Below are 17,529 nucleotides of genomic sequence, written 5' to 3'. Positions count from 1 at the left end.
CGTGTTGGCGTGCCGAGAAATCTATCAAACCATCGCATTTTGTCAATTTTTTTCGGGTATGTTTTTGCAGAAAAAATTAATTATTTTATATAACACTGATTATCAGAAAATTATATTTCTGCCTTTTACCACAAAAAAGGCCCCTTTCCATATGGAAGGGGCCTGAACGTTTCAGAAGTCTTAAGCTTCCGCCTGTTTTTTCTTGATGGCGGCGTATTGATGCATCAGCGGCAGTTCCCGGAGAGCATTCAGAGCGTCCTTTCTTGCCTGGACATAGTCTTTCTTTTCAATCGCCATTTTCATCATCACCTCATAACAAGCGGCGTTATAGCCTCCATCGTCCCGCGTGTTGGAATCCCTCATGATTTGCAAGGCATGCCGGGCGGCGTCATAACTGTACGCCCGCATTTCATCCGATGCGTTAAAGATTTTCAGAAGATAGGAAGCAAGGGAGTCTTCCTTGGGGAAACGTTTCATCAATTGGTCAAATATATCAACCATCTTCCGGTAATCCTTTTCTTCCCAGGCTTTTCCCGCCCGCATCTCCGCTACAGTGAACGCAAACCATCCGTCATCAGTAAACCGGTCCGCATTTTCCTCAATCAGTTTTTTGTACTCATCAACCTTTTTTTGTTTGCGCAGTTCCAAGGATTTTTTGATCACAGCTTCCATGGCCTGCTGATGAGACTTGCGCTTCGCATCTTCTTCCGCAAAGCAGTTCTTGTCAAAAGAGTCCCTGCGGGCTATTTCCGCCACCCATTCGGGCATTCTTTTAATTTCACCAGCCCACAGCAATGTGCCGTCACGGACGACGGCAGCGGCAGGGAACGATTCAAGCTTGAGGGAATCAAAAAGCTCAAAGACCGAACGATCTGAGGGTATGCCGACAGGATAGGCAGACCAGCCTTCCGGGCTATCCAGATGTTGCTGCATCCGCTTTTTATCTACCGGATTGACTCCCAACACCACGGCCTTGATTCCCGGATGGTCCAAAAGACCGTATTTCTTCAAGACTACATCCAGCGTTCTCCCGGGGGCTTCTTCATTCCACATGCTATTGTTCCTCAACGTTCCTCTCCAAAAGCTGATAAATACGGTCTTGTCAGAAGGCAAGCCCGTCAAACCGGGATGATTGAACCAGGTCAGCTTGCCGAAAAGGGGAGTGTACTGGCTGTCTTCCTGCACAGGCCCCATTTCCTGCTTTTTCCTCGGAGGTTCCGGCTTTATTTCCGCAGCAGCCTGGTCCACGAGGGATTGAAATGCCTCCGGATTGCCCGGAAGCTTGGCCCACGCCTTGCCAATGGAGGTCAGGGAAAGAGCCTTCTCCATATCCTGGAGAGCCTCTTTCGTATTACCCTGGCGCTCGCGGAGTTCTCCCATCATACGCCATGGCAGGGAGGCTTCCTGGTTTTCCTTTCTTGAGATTTCAATGCAACGGTTCAGACACCGCTCTACCAGAGCGGCATCCATTTTGTCGGCAGGAACCAATTTCCCATCCATCAGGTTTCCGGCTACATTGATCTGTACACGGTAATTGTCCGGATATCCCTTGCACAGATCATCCAACACCGACTGGGCTTCCTCATAGTTGCCTTGTTCCGACAGCACTACACACGGAATCATTTTCAGCTGGATCATCTGGTCCTGCTGGAATTTTTCCGAATCCTGAATGTGTTTTAAATACGCCTGGCCACCTTGTTTTCCCTCCTTCCGCACGATCTCTCCCAGTTTTTCCGAAACCTGACGGTAACGCTTCCATTCACGGGCACTCCCCTCAGAATTTCCCGCCGGAAGAGAGGCTGCGGAAAAATCAGGCTTCAACATGGCCTGCATAATTTCTTCCGAGAGCTTTGCGGGATGTCCGCGCCAGATGAGCTTGCCATTCTTGATGGCAAATGCGTGCGGAATGCCGTTCACCTCCAGAGGATCCAGCCATTTCTCCTTGGTCTTTTTTCCATCCACATCCACCGCCATGGTGTAATTCAGGGGAGATGGCCGGTTTTTCAAAAATTCTTTCAGCGCTTCCGGGGACTTCCTGTCCATGACGTTGACCCCGACGATCTGCATGCGCGGATTGTCTTTAAATGCCTGATGCAACTTTTCCATGTGAGGCATAGCGGCCAGACACGGACCACACCATGTAGCCCAGAATTCAAAGATATACACCTTGTCCTTTTCCCATTCCTTCACAGGCGTTCCCTGAAGCCACACATCCGGCAATCCCTCCAGGGAAATCTCGGGAAGGACATCCGCCTGGGCGGTTGTTTTATTTTCTTTTTTTTCAGGAGAGGCAGCCTGTAAAGGCGTTCCCGCAGACATCACAAAAACAGCGGAACACCCCAAGGCAAATAAAGAGGTATTTAACATGATAATACAGTACTCCTGAAACGTACTGCGTCAAGCCAATAGAAGAAAAGCGGGCGGGGAAGAATCCCCCCACCGGTGCCCCTTTTCCTGCAACATCAGAAAAAATGCGTTGAAGGAAGAAAAATATTAAGCATGAAGTTTTTTGTGTAAAAGAAGAAAACAAGTGTTTCCAACATTCACATTTTTTTGAGTTTCATTGGATTTAGGAAAAATGATTTACCTTTTCAGATACACAAAGACAATATTATTTTCTAAAATAGAAAATATGCCAGAAATGGCTTGCCAGATTTTTCTGAATGCGAAAAATGCGCGCATGGATGAAATGAAGTCCAGCATCAGAAAGTTTCTCGCCCTTACAAAGATGACCCGGGACGAATTTGCCGATCTTTGCGGCGTCAGCAAGAGCCAGGTTGATAAATGGCTCTCCACTGTTCCTATTCCCCGCGCAAGACAACGTCTCATCATCAGAATCATGAAAGAGGAGTATGCCAAACAGGCACGTTTGGCGCAGACAAGAAACCCGAACAGCATTCATGTTCCCGTTACTCCTCAAAAGTATGAAAAGTTCAGGAATGAAGCAGAACGCCACGGACTGACCGTGCCGGAATGGGCCAGTGAAGCCCTGGATGCTCTTTCCAGTATCAAAAGCAGAAGCTGAAAGCAGGGTTTCCATATCCCGGAGCAGTCCTACGGAAAGAGAACATAGCGTTTCAGACGCTTCCCCATTAACTTTTCTTTCATCACATCACCTGCACAAGTTCATGTCTGACGACGATATACGCACCATGGTCAAGGAATGGCTGCAATGCCAAAACCGCAAGTCCTACCAGCTGGCGGAAGAAATAGGAATCCGGCCACAAACATTTTACGCGCAAATGAGCGTCCGCAAAATATCGGCCAACACCAAAAAAGCGCTTTCACGGATCATTCCCAACCTGATTTCCGATCCGGATTTAAATGCACCTTCCATGGCGCAAGAATGCGATCCGGAAAAGCTCAAAATCAAGGAATGGCTCCGGGCCCACGGTAAAACGCGCCAATGGCTGGCGGAACAATGCCGGGTCTCCATCCGCACCGTGCACACCTGGTTTGCCGTGCGGGGCAGCATTCCCGTCACCCAGTCCCTTTTTATCAACAAGCTGATGAGTGAAGGCGAATCCAACAGGTTTCCACTCACCAATACCATTCCCGTGAATTTCCCGGAAACGGAAATGTCCATTGTCCACAAGTTCCAGGAACGCCATCCGGATATTGACCTGCCCCTGTACGGCATGCATAAAATTCTGGAACTTTGCGTCAATATGCTCGTTCAGGATGAACAGGCAAAGCCGACTCAATTTCCCGGTTTGATCAGGGCCGCGGAGGCTTGCTCCCAAGAGGCTGAATAGAGGGAATATTCCGGCCACCCCTCTTTCCCATTTAACGGCATGCCCGTTTAAATGCACCGGTTGCATGTCTGGCTTGTTTAAACGGCACCGCGTTTTCCTGTACGCCTGAGCCGTTTCTTCCACGCTACGCATGGCGGCAATCCCAGTTTTTCCTTCCCCGGAAGGCTGTTTTTAGAAAAAGGTATTGGGAGATTCTACATTCTCCATCAACTGATGAAAAGGACTTTTTCAAGCGCCTGATCCCCTTCCATTCCACAGACTGAATGTCCCTGGCTTTATACAACAGGAGGCGGGCCCTTCCCAGTGCACAGCATTGGTCAAGAACAGGAACAGCCATTTCTTCCAGCAGAAGTATCACGGCAGGCCATGCAGGAGGAAGAAAGCCGTTCCTCCTTTCCCCTGCCCTGCTTTTGCACCATTTCCGGACCGGAACCGTCATTTTTCCAGGATTTTTCCTTTGACTCAAAAATGCTTCCATCACATGAAAGAACCCCGTTATTCCTACAAGAATACGGGGTTCTGAAAGATGGCACGTCCAACTGGATTCGAACCAGTGACCCACTGCTTAGAAGGCAGTTGCTCTATCCAACTGAGCTATGGACGCATGGTGCGAGAAAAGATTAACAAAGATACTCTCCGCTTGGCAAGCCCGTATCTTTTAAAAGAGCGCTTTCCATCACCGGGTCAAAGACTGTCCGGAGAAGACAGGCCAGCCAGGGCAGTTCCGAATTCATGAACCAGCGGTTCCTGACGGGAGAACATGCGTTCCCGTTCTTCCGGTTCGGTATCAATGTAGCCGTGCAGATGCAGCAGACCGTGCACCATGTAACGGAACAGCTCCCTGAAAACGGGTTCATTGAATTCCGACGCCTGCCGGATGGCCGTATCATAGCTGACGAGGATTTCCCCCATTCCGTCTCCATGGGGGAAGGTGATGACGTCCGTCACCGTCGGATCATTCAGAAAACGGGCATGGACCTCCCGGATCACCACATCGTCCACCACGCTTATTTCCACCTCATCCAATCCGGAGAGGACAGGCACCGGGCCTTCAGGCAAGGCCAGTACGGCGGGAAGGCAGGCTTGCAGGGCGCAGGACAGGGCATCCGTGACGGACGGGCTGAGGCGTCCCTCTTCCAGATGATCGTAAAGCTCAAGATGCGGTTTCATCTTTCTCCGTATCCGTCCCGCCCTTTTCCTCCGCTTTGCCGGATTCTCCCTGTTCGCCCGCAGCAGCAGGCAGTTCCATGGTTTCCGGAACAGTCTTGCCTTCTTCCTTCTTCTCCTCTTTTCCCTTTTGCTCCCCGGCATTCTTCACCGCAGGGAGAACAGGCTTTTCAATTTTCGCCTCGGGATTGTGGGAAGGATAGGCAATGCGGTTGTGATGAATGCTTTTCAGCGTCTGGATGAAGCTGTTGCGGATTTTCTTGAGATCCCCGAAGGTAAGGCCGCAGTCATCCAAATGGCCGTCCACCACCCTCTGCTTCAAGAGTTCATCTACCCTTTTCTGCATTTCTTCACAGGAAATTTTCCCCATGGAGCGCGTGGCGCTTTCCACGATGTCCGCCAGACTGACGATTCCCGTTTCCCTGCTCTGGGGATTGGGGCCCTTGTAGCGGAAGTTGGATTCCACCACTTCCGGAACATCGTCCGGAGAGGCCAGGCCGCTTTCCACGCGGCTCAGGATTTCATCCCGGTATTGGAGGGCCTTCCGGTAAAAGAAATAGGCCAGTGACGTGCCGTGATGCTGTTCAATGACGTCCACCAACGGACGCGGAAGATTGTTCGCCCTGGCCAGTTCCACCCCGTCATGGACGTGGTCAATGATGATGCGGGCGCTCATGCTCGGCGTCAGTTCATCATGGGGGTTGGGGCCGTCCATGATGTTTTCAATGAAGTAGAGCGGGTTCTGCATTTTGCCGATGTCATGGTAGTAGGCCGCCACCCGGCATTCAATGGGATTGGCGCCGATGGCTTCCGCCGCCGCCTCCGCCAACTGGGCAACCATCAGGCAGTGGTGGAAGGTGCCCGGAGCTTCCATTTGCAGCCTTTTCATCAACGGACGGTTCATGTCCGCCATTTCCAGCCAAGAAATGGGCGTAATGATTTTAAAGACTCCTTCAATGATGGGCAGTACGCCGCTGATCAGCACGCTGGTCAGCATGCTTATGCCGAACGCCACGGCCAGGCATATCAACACGCCTACCAAGTTATAGTCCCATGCCTGAAGATTGATGACGCCCATGATGCAGCACAGCACCATGACAAGCAGTCCGACAAAGAATCCCGCACGCAGCAGCTGGGCGCGGTTCCTCAGATTATGAGTAAGCAGCACGGTGAGCATGCCGGACAGGGAGCTCAATATCCAGAATTGGACCTGCTTTTCCGGCATGTATTGCTCCGGCAGAATGAAGAAGCCGCCGAGCATGCAGATGGAAATGGTGGCGAACATGCCCAGCAGCGGCCCCAGCAACACCGTCACCACCAGGGGCGCCATCATGTAAGGCAGGTACAGGAGTTCGTTGCCGATGTCAGACGTAATATCAGCCGTCACATGACGGATAAAGCCAAAGAACAGGAGCTGGACCAGGATAGCCCCCCAGGTCACGACAAAGGTTTTATTTTTCCTGCGCAGGGGCCCCGCACAGAGCCAGTACATGGGCATGAGCGCCAGCGTCACGGAGAAGAGCAGAAAGGCTTCCGACACATGGTGCCATAAGGATTTCCCCCAATGAGGGCTATAACTGCCCATCCATTGCAGGAAGATGAAGACCAGGACGCACAGGCCCACGGATACCGCCAGGTTGGAGTCCAGGCGGTCGCCGGGCGAGCGTGACGCGGAAGACGCTTCCTCCGGAGTCTTTCCTTCTTTTACCGCCGCGGCGGCATGCTTTTTCAAGAAATGAAACATAATTGATTATTTGGGGTACACTTCGGAGACCTCCGGAATAGTGCCCAGCCTGGCCATCTCCTCTTCAATGAGGGGATTGACGCCCTGCTGCACCATCTCCATGGAGACTCTCAGGGCATTGCGGATAGCGGTGGCAGTGGAGCTTCCATGCGCAATGATGGTCACGCCCCTGACGCCCAGCAGGGGGCTTCCCCCTACGGAGTCCGCGGAGAGGCGCGCCTTCATGGCACGGAACGCGCCGGAAGAGCAAGCCGCGCCCATCATGCGGAGGGGATTTGCCTGAAGTTCCTCCTTCAGCCATTTTCCAAACGCCTTGGCCGTGGCCTCGCAGGTTTTCAGCAAAACATTTCCAGTAAAGCCGTCCGTCAGCACCACGTCTATTTCATGTTCAAAGAGATCATGGCCTTCCACATTGCCAACAAATTTAAAAGGGAGCGCGCCGCGCTCCTCCAGGTGCTTCAACAGGCAAAAAGTTCCCTTGGTAAAATCCGTTCCCTTTTCATCTTCGGAGCCGTTGCTCATGACGCCCACTTTGGGCATCGGCTTGCCGTAAACGGAACGCGCCAGAATGCTGGCCATCACGGCGTATCCCACCAAATGCCGGGGCTTGGCGTCCGGATTGGCGCCGGTATCCGTCACATTGCAGACCCCGAATTCATTGGGAAGCTGGGTTACGATGCCCGCACGTTCCACGCCGTTAAGCAGCCTGAGCTTGATGGTGGCTGCCGCTACGGCCGCCCCCGTGTTGCCTGCGCTGACCACCGCGTCCGCATCTCCGGATTTAACCAGGTCCACGGAGACGGACATGGAGGAGTTTTTCTTCTGCCTTACGGCCAGCAGGCCGGATTCATTCATTTCCACCACTTCCGCAGCCGGAACGATTTCCACGCGCGGGCCGGAAAGGCCCCAGCGGTCACAAGAGCTGCGCACCACTTCTTCCCTCCCTACCAGATAAATTTTTTCAATGAGAGGAAAATCCTGCAGGGCCCGCTTCGCCCCGTCCATGTTAATATCGGGCGCATTGTCGCCACCCATCACATCCAGTGCAATCTTCATAGTATTTGTTGAAGAAGTATGTTAGCAGAAAAACAGCCTGCTTCAAGCAAGTTCAGCCGCTTTGCTGAGCAAAAGCGGCTGGAAAGGTCAACATGATAACGCCGCAGTACGGCGGTAATTTTCAAGGCAAACGGGCGCCTGCGGAGCTTACGCTTCCGCTTTCACCACGATTTCCTTGCCGGAACGGGTCGTATACGTACCGCAATTGGGGCAGGCGGTATGACCGGGGGTGCTGCTGCCGCAATTCTGGCACTTGCGGAGCTTCGGAGCGCGCCATGCCTGCGCGGCAAGGCGGGTACGCTGCTTCATCTTGGACGTTCTGCGCTTAGGTGCTGCCATAATTTTAGTTGGTAAAAAGGTGATTAATGATGATCCCCCAGCTCATTGAGGGCGTCCCACACGCCACTATTCTTGCTCGGGGCAGAACTGTTTACACCCGTTCCCCCCTCCTTGTCCACTCCAAAATATGGAGTTTTCGCCATACAGTCGTTTTCCATGCCTCCGTCCGCACATTTAGGGTACGCCGGGAAATCCAGGACTATTTCCTCCCTCATGGAGTCTGAAACGTCCACAACACTCTGTGCGTCAATTTCAAAAGATGCAGCAAAGTCATTCACCTCCACCACGTAGTCAAAGTAGCCCAGGCAGCGCACACAGCGGAATTTGAACGGAGCGGAAATATTGCCCCTCACGAACAATTCATTTTCAAATCTCTGCACATGCAGGTCAAACGCAAGAGGCCCAATGGAGGTTACCTCTTCATCGTCGATGCCGAAGATTTCGGGATCCAGCTCACCACTGTATTTTTTCCCCGCTTCCGGCAAGTTCTCAAGCTCTACCAGCAGTCTTTTCATGAATGCATCTTACAGCCAGTCCCCGCGCCTGACAAGCAGACAGGGCGACACCGACCACGGAAAGAGGGAGGAATGACACATCCCCGCTCCTTCCCGGCAGTCCGCCAAATCCGGACCGGGCCTAACCGGGAGGCCATTCCAGCTTGCGGCCCGCCAGCAGGTGCATGTGCAGATGGGGAACCGCCTCCCCGGCGTCAGGCCCGTTGTTGATGACCAGGCGGAAGCCGCTTTCATCCATGCGGAGAGTCCGGGCAATCCGGCCGGCGGCCAGCATCATGTGGCCCAGCAGGGCGGCGTCCTCCTCCCCTGCCTCGGAAAGGCGGGGAATGGGTTTGCGCGGAACCAGCAGCAGATGCTCCGGAGCCTGGGGGCTGATGTCCCGGAAGCAGACGCACTGTTCATCCTGGTAAACGATGTCCGCGGGAATTTCCCCGGAACAGATTTTTTCAAATAACGTGGCAGCCATAGAATCAAAAAAGGATTCGCGAGAGTTTTAGCATATTCAGGGAACCGTGGACAAGTCATTCCCTGGCGGCGGAAGCGCGGCGCAGGCGGTCCATGATGGCGCGGCCCAGCCCCGCTTCCGGCACGGACTCCGCCACAATGACGTCAATGCCTTCATTTTCATCCATCTGCCTCATCAGGGCAAACAGGCGCACGGCGGCTTCCGCCAGCCGCCCGCTGCCGGGGCTCATGGCCACCACTTCCGCCCAATCCCCCTCCTGGGCAAGGTCGGACGTTCCCTCATAGGAGAGCAAGCCGTACCGCACTCCTTCCACGGGCGTGAATTCTACCCCGGGTTCCAGCAGCATCATGGGCTTGCACGGCGCATAATGGCTGCTGAGCTGTCCCGGAGCATCCGCCGGAGATTCTTCCGAAACGGGACGGGGGGAGGGCTTGCGGCGCACCACCTTCACCAGGTTCCGGAATTGCTCCCGGGTCACAGGCCCTTCACGCAGCAGTTCCAGCGCGGGCTTTCCCTTTTCATCCAGCATGGGGCGCACAATGGTGCTTTCCAGCCCTTCGGAACAGGCGCCGGCGTCCAGAATCATTTCAATGCGCCCATCCAGCTCCTTCTGTACGGCGGAGGCGGAAGTAGGACTGATGTGCCCGAAGCGGTTGGCACTGGGCGCAGCCACGGGGCGCCCCAACGCTTTCGCCACCCCCCGCATGGCGGGATGCGCGCTTACCCGCACGGCCACCGTAGGCAGGCCGCTGGTCACGATGTCCGGAATGACGGGCGCCTTCGGCAACACCATGGTCAGAGGTCCGGGCCAGAATTTGGAGGCGAGGGTATGCACCAGTTCCTTCAATTCCTCCGGAATGACGGTATATTTATCCACTTCCTTCCCATGATGAACATGAATGATCAGCGGATCAAAGGAGGGGCGCCCCTTGGCTTCAAAAATCCTGGCTACCGCTTCCGGATTCAAGGCATCCGCTCCCAGGCCATACACGGTCTCCGTGGGAATTCCCACCAGCGCTCCCGCCGCCAGCGCATCCGCGGCACGGACATACAGCTTGCGGTTGTCTGACAGGGGGTCTACCTCGAATATTTCGGTTTGCATGGCCTTATCCTTGCCTGAACGAGGCTCCTGCGTCAAGTAAGACATCGTTTCCCGGCGGAGAGAGGCCGTCAAATTTGCGGACGGGCGGCACCACGGCCGGAACATGCCGGAGCAGAGGCCTTCCTTATTTTCCGAACCAACCCTTCCTTTTTCTCTTCCCGTGCGGCGTCCAGTCCGGAGAGGAAGGAGCGGAAAAGGCCATACGGCTAAAAGTTGTTTTCTTATGCCTCCGGATTGAGTACAATCAAGCCATGAAGGGAGCCGCGCCAACATCCTTGCCAAACATCATCCTGATCGGGCTGATGGGGTGCGGCAAAACGACCATCGGGAAGGAATTGCACCGGGAGACAAACCTTTGTTTCACGGATACGGACCAGATGATCGAACGCCAGACGGGGATGGATATTCCGCAGATTTTCAAGGATCACGGAGAATCACATTTCCGTGACCTGGAAACGGGAGTCCTGCGCCAGTTGCAGACAGAGGACAAGCAAAGCCGCATTATTTCCACGGGCGGCGGCATCACCATCAGGCCGGAAAACCGGGATTTGCTGAAAAAGCTGGGCTTCGTCGTCTGGCTTCATACGGACGTGAATACCCTGTACCAGCGCATTTCCCGGTGCACCAACCGCCCCCTGCTCCAGCAGCCCAATCCCAAGGCAGTGCTGGCGCGCCTCATGAAAGAACGGCATGATTTTTACCGGGAAACGGCGCATCTGACCATTGATACGGCCAATCTCCATATTCATGAGATAGCCTTCGGCATTCTGGAATCCGCCAGGGTATTCCGCTGCCCCCGGCAGTGATCCCGCCTCCGTTTTTTTGCACACGCACCGTTTTCCCCGCCGGATTGCGGGTGCAACGGCACATCCCCTATCTGCGCGTGCGTCCCCCTCTCCGTCGGCGCAAGAAACAACAAAAGGCGGTCCCCGTCAGAGGAACGCCTTCAGGAAAAATGGAAAGAACCCGCACTCAGGCCTTGCGTGCCTTGCGGATCATGGAATTCACCGTTTCAGAGGGCTGGGCGCCGTTGGCAAGCCACTTGTCAACCTTTTCCAGGTTGATGGTGTAGTTGACGCCTTCCTTCATGGGATCGTAGGAGCCCACTTGTTCGATGTAACGGCCGTCGCGACGAGCACGGCTGTCGACAACTACGATTTTATAGTAAGGACGGTCCTTGGAACCCTGACGGTTGAGTCTGATTGCTACTGCCATATCAATTATAAGTAAAAGGTGTTAATGGGGAACTTGCGCGCCTTGTCATTCGCATGCGTGCGCGTTCAGCTTCCCACAGCGGGTGCAGATGTATGCGATATAATGGAGTCATTGTCAATACCAGAGTTGTTTTTCCGATAAAAAAGCCATTCCTTCCACCCCCCCTCATCAGGAAAAACTTTCCAACGCCATGCGCCCGAAGGAATACAGCATGCTGAGACCGAATCCCGCCAGCACCAGGGACAGCACGCCATCCACCCTTCCGGAATGACGGTCATAAAAGGCCCGGATGGGATGCCAGCGGAAGACAAGCGCCCACAGAATCCATCCCGCCGTTCCCGTAACCACAATCAATGCGCCGATGAACAGGGCATAAGAGGGATCATGATTTTTTTCCAGCAGCGGGGCGGAGAGCGCCACGAAAAAGAACGTGGCCTTGGGATTCATCAGATTGGTCAGCAGGGCATCCCGGTAAATGCCGGAAGCCGGCGGCACATGGCCGCTCCCGGCGATGGCTCCTTTCCTTCCCCGCGGCCATATTTTCCACGCCAGGTACAGCATCCAGCAGGAGGCCGCACAGAACAGCACCAGCCCCAGGGAACTGTGAAAAACGGAGGCTCCCACCGTGCACGCCAGCGCCGCATGGGCGATTACCCCGGTTCCAATGCCCAGGGCCGCCATCACTCCGGCGCCGAAGCCGTAGGCCAGCGTGCTCCTGGTGACAAACGCCTGGTCCGGACCGGGAGAGGCCTGGGAGAGCAGCAGGATTCCTGCGAATATGAGTTCTTCCGTCATGGGATCAAAAAGGATTCACGCCCTGGGATGCGCCTGCCTGTAAACTTCCGCCATTCTGGCACGCGTCACGTGGGTATAAATCTGGGTGGTGGACAGGGAGGCGTGCCCCAGAAGCTCCTGGACGGAGCGCAGGTCCGCCCCGGCATCCAGAATATGCGTGGCAAACGTATGCCTGATCTTGTGGGGGGAAATGGTGAAGGGAATGGAAGACAGCTTGACGTACTTGTCCAGCATCATCTGCACGGCGCGCGCGCTGAGCCGGGTGCCTATGCGGGAAACAAACAGGGGGGAATCCTTCGGCAGGCAGGCCATGGAAGCATAGGTTTCCAGAGCCGCCAGCGCGGGTGCGCCCACAGGCAGGATGCGTTCCTTGCGCCCCTTCCCCATCACCCTCACCCCACGGAAGCGGTGGTCCACGCTGTTCACATCCAGCCCCACCAGTTCGCTCAGGCGCATTCCGCAGGAATAAAAAAGTTCCAGAATAGCCGCATCACGGTAGGGAAGCCACGCGGGGGCATTGGGAGGCACGGGCACCTTGTACGGCAGTTCCAGGAGTTCCAGCATCTGGTTGAGAGTCAGAAAAACGGGCAGGTTTTTCTTTTTCCTGGGGAGGGACACGCCCGTCATGGGGCTCGCTTCCAGGCCGCGGCGGCGCATCATGAAACGGTAAAAACTGCGCAGGGCCGCAAACCGGAGCCGGATGGTGGCCGTAGCGGCCTCATCCTTCAACTCCTGGAACAGCCAGTCCCTCATCTGGTCCGGAGTACAGCACTCCCACCCTGTAAACGAGCCGTCCGCCCAGGTCCGGAACTGGCGCAGCGCGCGGGCATACACCTCCACCGTATGGGGAGAGGCCTGCTTCTCCACCTCCAGATATTGCAGAAAGGCCTGTTCCGGTTCCAGAGGCTGCTCCATGATGATGAATAAAGTTATTCCGGGCTTTTATCCTCTTCCTCCTCCGTATTCACCGGAGCTTCCTTCAGCAGCACTTCACTGATATTCGCCCTGATGAACAGGTCAATGTCATCCGGCTCTTCCATGGCGTACAGGGGGCTGTCCTGATGGCTGTCCGCCAGGGCCTGCTCCCTTTCCACCGGACTGAGCGCACCGTCCTGGTCCAGATCGTAAAGATCCATCATCTCCTTCATTCTGGCCTGGTATAAAGCCGCCGCATCCTTCATGACAGCGGCATGTTCCTCCGGATCAATGCGTCCGTTCCCGTTGGCGTCATACTTCTGCAACAGCATGTTCCTGGTCAGCAGAAACAGGCCGGGAGCCACCATGAAGCGTTTCTGCCCGGCAGTCCGGATTTCCACCCTGGGCGGTTCCGGACCTTCTCCGGGAGGCGGGGGAGGTGGAGGCCCGCCGCCCTGCCTGTCCGGCGGACCGGGCGGCCTGCGGGAACCGCGGATCTTTTCCACATGCTCCCGGAAGGCCTTGTACTCTTCCGGGGAAAGCTTTCCGTCTCCATCCTTGTCAAACTGCATCAGGAACTTCTTCCTGGCTTCTTTTCGCGCAGCGTGCGCATCCTTCACCAGACGGGCCTTGTCCTGCTCAGACAAGATGCCCGTTCCCGTGCTGTCATACCGGTCCAGAACCATCTGGCGGATCAGAAGAGTTACCTGAAGGCACTCCAGGCCGGGCCGGGGGACAGATTCCGCTTCCCTGCGGTCTCCGGAAGCCGCGGACTGCCCTGCCGCAGGCGGCAGAGCACCGAAGGCCAGCGCCGCGGCACAGGAAAAGATAAACGTGTGGGGCAATCTCATGGTCATTCTTATTAACCCCGCCGGAAAAAGACGGTTTCAAAAATAAGCATCCGCCCCTGCCGTCGGGCGACACGGGCGGATGCTGAAAACGTGCGGAAGGAGGAACTCCTTATTTCTCCACTTGAACGATCGCGTTCTTTTCCAGTTCAACAACCACACCTTCCGCAATCTTGAGGGAGACGGTGCGGTCATTCACCTTTTCAATGAAGCCGTGCAGCCCCGCATTCGTGACCACCTTGTCCCCGCGCTGCAGGGCAGCGATGCGCGCCTGCTGTTCCTTCTGGGCTTTTCTCTGCGGGCGGATCAGCATCACCCAGAAGAGGACGATGATGATCACAAACATGAACATGGGGCTGCTGAGGATCTGCTGGAACATATTGGCGGGTTCCTGTCCGGAGGCGGCAGCCGCATCCTGGGCCTGTGCTAACATGAAGATATTCATAAAATGTCGTTTGCTTTGTATCGTGCGATGAATGAATCCTTGAAGGAGCCGAACGTGCCGGCGGCTATGGCCTCACGCGCCTGAGCCATAAGCCGGAGATAGAATTCCAGATTCTGGAAAGAAAGCAACCTTAAAGCGAGTATTTCACCAGCTTTGAACAGGTGACGCACATAAGCACGGGAGAATTGTGTGACATGCGGATGCCCTTCGGGGTCGATCGGGCGGGAATCCGCAGCCCAGCGCTGGTTCTTGATATGCATGGGGCCGTCCGGCGTCAGGGCCACGCCGTGGCGCGCCAGGCGGGTGGGCATCACGCAGTCAAACATGTCCACACCGCGGGCGATCATCTCCAGCAGCTGGGGAGGCGTGCCCAACCCCATGGCATACCGCGGCTTGTCCTCCGGCAGCCAGGGCGCAGAGTGGTCAATGGCCCGGAGCATCTCTTCCTCCGGCTCTCCCACGGAAACGCCTCCGATGGCATAACCGTCAAAATCCATGGCAGCCAGCTCTTCCGCGCATCTTTTCCTCAAATCCGCATACACGGACCCCTGCACAATGCCAAAATGGTGCTGGCGCCCTTCCCCGGAACGCGGCTGGTGCTCCTGCACCCAGGCCTTGCAGCGGCGCGCCCACCGGAGCGTGTAACCCAGGGAGGTCTCCGCGTACTTCCTGTCGCAGGGATAGGGGGGGCATTCGTCAAACAGCATGGCAATGTCACTGCCCAGGTCCGCCTGGATTTCCATGGACCGCTCCGGACTCAGCATCATGTATGCGCCGTCCAGATGGTTCTGGAAGCGCACCCCTTCCTCCGTAATCTTGCGGAGCCGCGCCAGCGACCAGACCTGGAAGCCGCCGGAATCCGTCAGGATGGGGCGGTTCCAGGAGGAAAACCGGTGCAGGCCTCCCATTTCCCGGATCAGGGAAGAACCGGGACGCAGGGACAAATGATAGGTATTGCCCAGAATGATCCGGGCTCCCAGAGTCTCCAAATCCTGCGGATGCATGGTCTTCACGGACCCCTGCGTTCCCACCGGCATGAAGATGGGAGTGGGCACCTGGCCATGCGGCAGATCAAGCGTACCCAGGCGCGCAGCCGTGGTGGAATCTTTCTGGTGAAGGGTAAAAGGCATCGGAATCAGGATTTCTACAATTTAATGAAGCGGGCGCGGTAAATCGGCTTTCCCATGGATTCCCATTGAAGCTGGAAATCCGTCTTGGGATAAAAAAATTCATCTTCTTCCCATCTTGCGCGGCTGAACAGGCCGCTGCGCACCACATGGTCCAGCACCCACAGGAAGTATTCTTCATGGTCAGTCTTGAACAGGAACTCCCCTCCGGCCGCCAGGGAACGGTGCAGCACGGGCAGAAAATCCTCCTGCACCAGGCGGTTCTTGTGGTGCCGCTCCTTGGGCCACGGATCCGGGCATAAATAATGCAGCCTGGAAATACAGCCCGGCTGCATCAGCCATTCCAGGAAATAACGGCTTTCCACCCGGAGCACCTTCACGTTTTCCAGTCCGCGGGCGGCCGCCCGGGAACAAACGCCCCGCACGCGGCCCAGCAGCCGCTCAATGCCCAGAAAACGGCGTTCCGGATAATGGGCCGCCATCTGGAGCAGGAACCCTCCGTCTCCACAGCCCAAATCCACCTCAAACGGGCCGTCCGCCCCAAAAATATCGGAGGGCGCCAGCACCTTGAAAAAATCGTCTGGGATAAAGGCCGGATTTGTCATGGAAATCAACGTGCGCCTAAAATGCGTTACAAAACGGACTCTGTCAAATGAGAAGAGCCTCTCCCCGCAAACATGCGGAAAGAGGCCCGGAAAAGCGGAATCACCGCGCCAGGACAGCCGCACGGCGTCAGCCCCGGTTATAAAGCCGGTTGTAAATCTTGCGGTCAAACCGGTAATAGCGCGCAGCGCGGTGGGCTACGCCCGCCTCCTTCTCATCCAGAGGCACAATGTAAGGACGGGAAGCTATTTTCTTGTGGAAATTGCGCACGTCCATGGGCTTTCCGTGAATTTCCTCATTCAGCCGCCTGAGCTGAAGCGCCGTAAACTTGGCGGGCAGCATGTCGTAAATCAGCGCAGGCTCTTTCTTCACGGAAGAACGTATCCTCTCCAGTGCCAGGTCAATGATGTCCCGGTGGTCAAACGCCAGTTCCGGCAACTTGTCCACCGGCACCCAGCGGGTCTTGTGGCTTTCCATCAGTTTGCGCAGCTTGGTGGAAATTCTCAGCATGGCCATGTAGGCCACCGTCACCAGGCGGCCGATCTTCTGGCCGGAGGTGGCCTCCACCCATTCCCTGTCCGCCGGGTTCTTGATGCGCGACGGATCTCCGAAGGTATGGAACTGCTCCAAATGAGGGGAAGACATGCCGGTCATGTCAAACAGGATACGGCGGGCGGCGGCGTCCAGCTCTTCATCCTCATAAATCAAATCACCTGGCAGCTTGGAAATAGCGCCGGTATGGCCGGGTACGACATGCGTCTTTTCAACCAGAAGGACCTTCAGCCCTTCTTCATCGAACCCGATCAACACACAATCCACTGAGAGATGTGGATAAAATGCCTGTCTGCTCATTTTTTATTTATTATTGTAGTAAGTTTCCAGAATCGCCTCAACGCTACGCAAGCGGCTTAGCCAAGTCAACCAAAATCAAAACAAGAGCGGGAAAGTCCACAACATGCCGTTCCGCATCTCCGCGCCCCGGCCGCCGGCGGCATTTCCCCCCGGCGCGGCCATGTTCTCCGGAAAGGAAAATGCATCAGCTTCTTGCTTTCCCTGATGTTCCCGTCCATATATAAACCATGCAGACGGGCATTATCAGGGGAGCGGCCATGCTGGCCGGGCTGTTATGGCTGGCAGCCTGTTCCTCCTCTCCCAAAAGCCGGGATTATCCGGGCTACATGACCCGGCCCTATACCATCCGGGGACACCGCTACCATCCCATGAGCGTGGAGCAGGCGCTGACCTATGAACAAACGGGCGTTGCCTCCCACTATAACGAATGCGCCCTGTGGGGACTCGTCAGCGGGAACACGGCCATCGGGGAAAGCGTCCGCCCCTGGCATCTGCACGCAGCGCATCCCACCCAGCGCCGCCCCGTAGAGTTATAACCATACACCGGCCAACGCGCCCACTAGCGAGGGGGGTGTCGGGGTATGG

20 protein-coding genes and 1 tRNA gene are annotated in these 17,529 nt (G+C 55.7%); 4 read left to right on the top strand and 17 right to left on the bottom strand.

Translation table 11 applies throughout. From position 1 onward, the window contains the following. Positions 1-180 precede the first annotated feature (180 nt). Positions 181-2,367: a thioredoxin-like domain-containing protein gene (locus LIO64_RS02410; RefSeq protein WP_290547856.1), complete on the bottom strand. Its 2,187-nt coding sequence runs from the start codon at positions 2,365-2,367 to the stop codon at positions 181-183. 211 nt (positions 2,368-2,578) lie between these two features. Between LIO64_RS02410 and LIO64_RS02405 the strand changes: the two genes are divergently transcribed. Then, complete coding sequence (locus tag LIO64_RS02405; RefSeq protein ID WP_290547855.1) at positions 2,579-3,025, top strand: hypothetical protein; 447 nt, start codon at positions 2,579-2,581, stop codon at positions 3,023-3,025. 103 nt (positions 3,026-3,128) lie between these two features. Next, positions 3,129-3,755 carry a hypothetical protein gene (locus LIO64_RS02400; RefSeq protein ID WP_290547854.1) on the top strand — a complete coding sequence of 209 codons (627 nt, stop codon included), beginning with the start codon at positions 3,129-3,131 and terminating at the stop codon, positions 3,753-3,755. A 527-nt stretch (positions 3,756-4,282) separates the two neighbouring features. On the opposite strand, the gene LIO64_RS02395 is transcribed toward LIO64_RS02400, so the two are convergent. From LIO64_RS02395 to LIO64_RS02360, 8 genes are all read right to left on the bottom strand, one after another. Continuing rightward, positions 4,283-4,359, bottom strand: a tRNA-Arg gene (locus tag LIO64_RS02395). 80 nt (positions 4,360-4,439) lie between these two features. Beyond that, entirely contained in the window at positions 4,440-4,925 is a 486-nt protein-coding gene (ybeY, locus tag LIO64_RS02390) for an rRNA maturation RNase YbeY (protein ID WP_290547853.1), read from the bottom strand. Continuing rightward, positions 4,909-6,666 (bottom strand): HDIG domain-containing metalloprotein, encoded by a 1,758-nt coding sequence (locus LIO64_RS02385; RefSeq protein WP_290547852.1) that lies wholly within the window; start codon positions 6,664-6,666, stop codon positions 4,909-4,911. The genes ybeY and LIO64_RS02385 overlap by 17 nt, the downstream gene beginning before the upstream one ends. 6 nt (positions 6,667-6,672) lie before the next feature. Continuing rightward, complete coding sequence (gene plsX, locus LIO64_RS02380; RefSeq protein WP_290547851.1) at positions 6,673-7,722, bottom strand: phosphate acyltransferase PlsX; 1,050 nt, start codon at positions 7,720-7,722, stop codon at positions 6,673-6,675. 147 nt (positions 7,723-7,869) lie between these two features. Then, positions 7,870-8,061: a 50S ribosomal protein L32 gene (rpmF, locus tag LIO64_RS02375; RefSeq protein WP_012419324.1), complete on the bottom strand. Its 192-nt coding sequence runs from the start codon at positions 8,059-8,061 to the stop codon at positions 7,870-7,872. A gap of 23 nt (positions 8,062-8,084) precedes the next feature. Further along, entirely contained in the window at positions 8,085-8,576 is a 492-nt protein-coding gene (locus tag LIO64_RS02370) for a hypothetical protein (protein ID WP_290547850.1), read from the bottom strand. A gap of 121 nt (positions 8,577-8,697) precedes the next feature. Further along, entirely contained in the window at positions 8,698-9,042 is a 345-nt protein-coding gene (locus LIO64_RS02365) for a histidine triad nucleotide-binding protein (protein WP_290547849.1), read from the bottom strand. Positions 9,043-9,097: 55 nt separating this feature from the next. Further along, positions 9,098-10,144 carry an L-threonylcarbamoyladenylate synthase gene (locus LIO64_RS02360; protein ID WP_290547848.1) on the bottom strand — a complete coding sequence of 349 codons (1,047 nt, stop codon included), beginning with the start codon at positions 10,142-10,144 and terminating at the stop codon, positions 9,098-9,100. A 275-nt stretch (positions 10,145-10,419) separates the two neighbouring features. Between LIO64_RS02360 and LIO64_RS02355 the strand changes: the two genes are divergently transcribed. Further along, on the top strand, positions 10,420-10,950 hold the full coding sequence (locus tag LIO64_RS02355) for a shikimate kinase (RefSeq protein WP_290547847.1): 531 nt from the start codon (positions 10,420-10,422) through the stop codon (positions 10,948-10,950). A 166-nt stretch (positions 10,951-11,116) separates the two neighbouring features. Here the strand turns inward: LIO64_RS02355 and rpsP are convergent, their stop codons facing one another. From rpsP to LIO64_RS02315, 8 genes are all read right to left on the bottom strand, one after another. Further along, positions 11,117-11,359, bottom strand: a complete 243-nt coding sequence (gene rpsP, locus LIO64_RS02350) for a 30S ribosomal protein S16 (protein WP_012419329.1) — start codon at positions 11,357-11,359, stop codon at positions 11,117-11,119. 168 nt (positions 11,360-11,527) lie between these two features. Further along, on the bottom strand, positions 11,528-12,154 hold the full coding sequence (locus LIO64_RS02345; RefSeq protein ID WP_290547846.1) for a LysE family translocator: 627 nt from the start codon (positions 12,152-12,154) through the stop codon (positions 11,528-11,530). Positions 12,155-12,169: 15 nt separating this feature from the next. Next, positions 12,170-13,069: a tyrosine recombinase XerC gene (locus LIO64_RS02340; RefSeq protein ID WP_290547845.1), complete on the bottom strand. Its 900-nt coding sequence runs from the start codon at positions 13,067-13,069 to the stop codon at positions 12,170-12,172. 14 nt (positions 13,070-13,083) lie between these two features. Continuing rightward, a complete protein-coding gene (locus LIO64_RS02335; RefSeq protein ID WP_290547844.1) occupies positions 13,084-13,920 on the bottom strand; it encodes an EF-hand domain-containing protein in 837 nt (278 codons plus the stop codon). 109 nt (positions 13,921-14,029) lie between these two features. Further along, the gene (yajC, locus tag LIO64_RS02330; RefSeq protein WP_290547843.1) at positions 14,030-14,350 is read right to left on the bottom strand and encodes a preprotein translocase subunit YajC; all 321 of its coding nucleotides are present in this window, start codon (positions 14,348-14,350) and stop codon (positions 14,030-14,032) included. An 8-nt stretch (positions 14,351-14,358) separates the two neighbouring features. Continuing rightward, the gene (gene tgt, locus LIO64_RS02325; protein ID WP_290547842.1) at positions 14,359-15,492 is read right to left on the bottom strand and encodes a tRNA guanosine(34) transglycosylase Tgt; all 1,134 of its coding nucleotides are present in this window, start codon (positions 15,490-15,492) and stop codon (positions 14,359-14,361) included. Between the two features lie 14 nt (positions 15,493-15,506). Next, positions 15,507-16,094 carry a tRNA (guanosine(46)-N7)-methyltransferase TrmB gene (gene trmB, locus LIO64_RS02320; RefSeq protein ID WP_290547841.1) on the bottom strand — a complete coding sequence of 196 codons (588 nt, stop codon included), beginning with the start codon at positions 16,092-16,094 and terminating at the stop codon, positions 15,507-15,509. A 127-nt stretch (positions 16,095-16,221) separates the two neighbouring features. Continuing rightward, positions 16,222-16,944 (bottom strand): NUDIX domain-containing protein, encoded by a 723-nt coding sequence (locus tag LIO64_RS02315; RefSeq protein ID WP_345779562.1) that lies wholly within the window; start codon positions 16,942-16,944, stop codon positions 16,222-16,224. A 227-nt stretch (positions 16,945-17,171) separates the two neighbouring features. On the opposite strand from LIO64_RS02315, the gene LIO64_RS02310 reads away from it, so the two are divergent. After that, complete coding sequence (locus LIO64_RS02310; protein ID WP_290547839.1) at positions 17,172-17,480, top strand: hypothetical protein; 309 nt, start codon at positions 17,172-17,174, stop codon at positions 17,478-17,480. Positions 17,481-17,529: the final 49 nt, after the last annotated feature.

Origin of the sequence: Akkermansia sp., assembly GCF_020860705.1 — a bacterium.
Taxonomy (GTDB): Bacteria; Verrucomicrobiota; Verrucomicrobiia; order Verrucomicrobiales; family Akkermansiaceae; genus Akkermansia.
Note: the sequence above shows the minus strand (reverse complement) of the source record. Positions and strands in the feature narration are given on the sequence as shown.

Bases quoted from the DNA above. Each gene is read 5' to 3' on its own strand.
- rpsP (WP_012419329.1), bottom strand. From the start codon at position 11,359: ATGGCAGTAGCAATCAGACTCAACCGTCAGGGTTCCAAGGACCGTCCT.
- LIO64_RS02340 (WP_290547845.1), bottom strand. From the start codon at position 13,069: ATGGAGCAGCCTCTGGAACCGGAACAGGCCTTTCTGCAATATCTGGAG.
- LIO64_RS02405 (WP_290547855.1), top strand. From the start codon at position 2,579: ATGATTTACCTTTTCAGATACACAAAGACAATATTATTTTCTAAAATA.
- LIO64_RS02410 (WP_290547856.1), bottom strand. From the start codon at position 2,367: ATGTTAAATACCTCTTTATTTGCCTTGGGGTGTTCCGCTGTTTTTGTG.
- LIO64_RS02315 (WP_345779562.1), bottom strand. From the start codon at position 16,944: ATGAGCAGACAGGCATTTTATCCACATCTCTCAGTGGATTGTGTGTTG.
- LIO64_RS02370 (WP_290547850.1), bottom strand. From the start codon at position 8,576: ATGAAAAGACTGCTGGTAGAGCTTGAGAACTTGCCGGAAGCGGGGAAA.
- plsX (WP_290547851.1), bottom strand. From the start codon at position 7,722: ATGAAGATTGCACTGGATGTGATGGGTGGCGACAATGCGCCCGATATT.
- LIO64_RS02400 (WP_290547854.1), top strand. From the start codon at position 3,129: ATGTCTGACGACGATATACGCACCATGGTCAAGGAATGGCTGCAATGC.
- LIO64_RS02345 (WP_290547846.1), bottom strand. From the start codon at position 12,154: ATGACGGAAGAACTCATATTCGCAGGAATCCTGCTGCTCTCCCAGGCC.
- LIO64_RS02365 (WP_290547849.1), bottom strand. From the start codon at position 9,042: ATGGCTGCCACGTTATTTGAAAAAATCTGTTCCGGGGAAATTCCCGCG.
- ybeY (WP_290547853.1), bottom strand. From the start codon at position 4,925: ATGAAACCGCATCTTGAGCTTTACGATCATCTGGAAGAGGGACGCCTC.
- LIO64_RS02385 (WP_290547852.1), bottom strand. From the start codon at position 6,666: ATGTTTCATTTCTTGAAAAAGCATGCCGCCGCGGCGGTAAAAGAAGGA.
- LIO64_RS02360 (WP_290547848.1), bottom strand. From the start codon at position 10,144: ATGCAAACCGAAATATTCGAGGTAGACCCCCTGTCAGACAACCGCAAG.
- tgt (WP_290547842.1), bottom strand. From the start codon at position 15,492: ATGCCTTTTACCCTTCACCAGAAAGATTCCACCACGGCTGCGCGCCTG.
- yajC (WP_290547843.1), bottom strand. From the start codon at position 14,350: ATGTTAGCACAGGCCCAGGATGCGGCTGCCGCCTCCGGACAGGAACCC.
- rpmF (WP_012419324.1), bottom strand. From the start codon at position 8,061: ATGGCAGCACCTAAGCGCAGAACGTCCAAGATGAAGCAGCGTACCCGC.
- LIO64_RS02335 (WP_290547844.1), bottom strand. From the start codon at position 13,920: ATGAGATTGCCCCACACGTTTATCTTTTCCTGTGCCGCGGCGCTGGCC.
- LIO64_RS02310 (WP_290547839.1), top strand. From the start codon at position 17,172: ATGCAGACGGGCATTATCAGGGGAGCGGCCATGCTGGCCGGGCTGTTA.
- trmB (WP_290547841.1), bottom strand. From the start codon at position 16,094: ATGACAAATCCGGCCTTTATCCCAGACGATTTTTTCAAGGTGCTGGCG.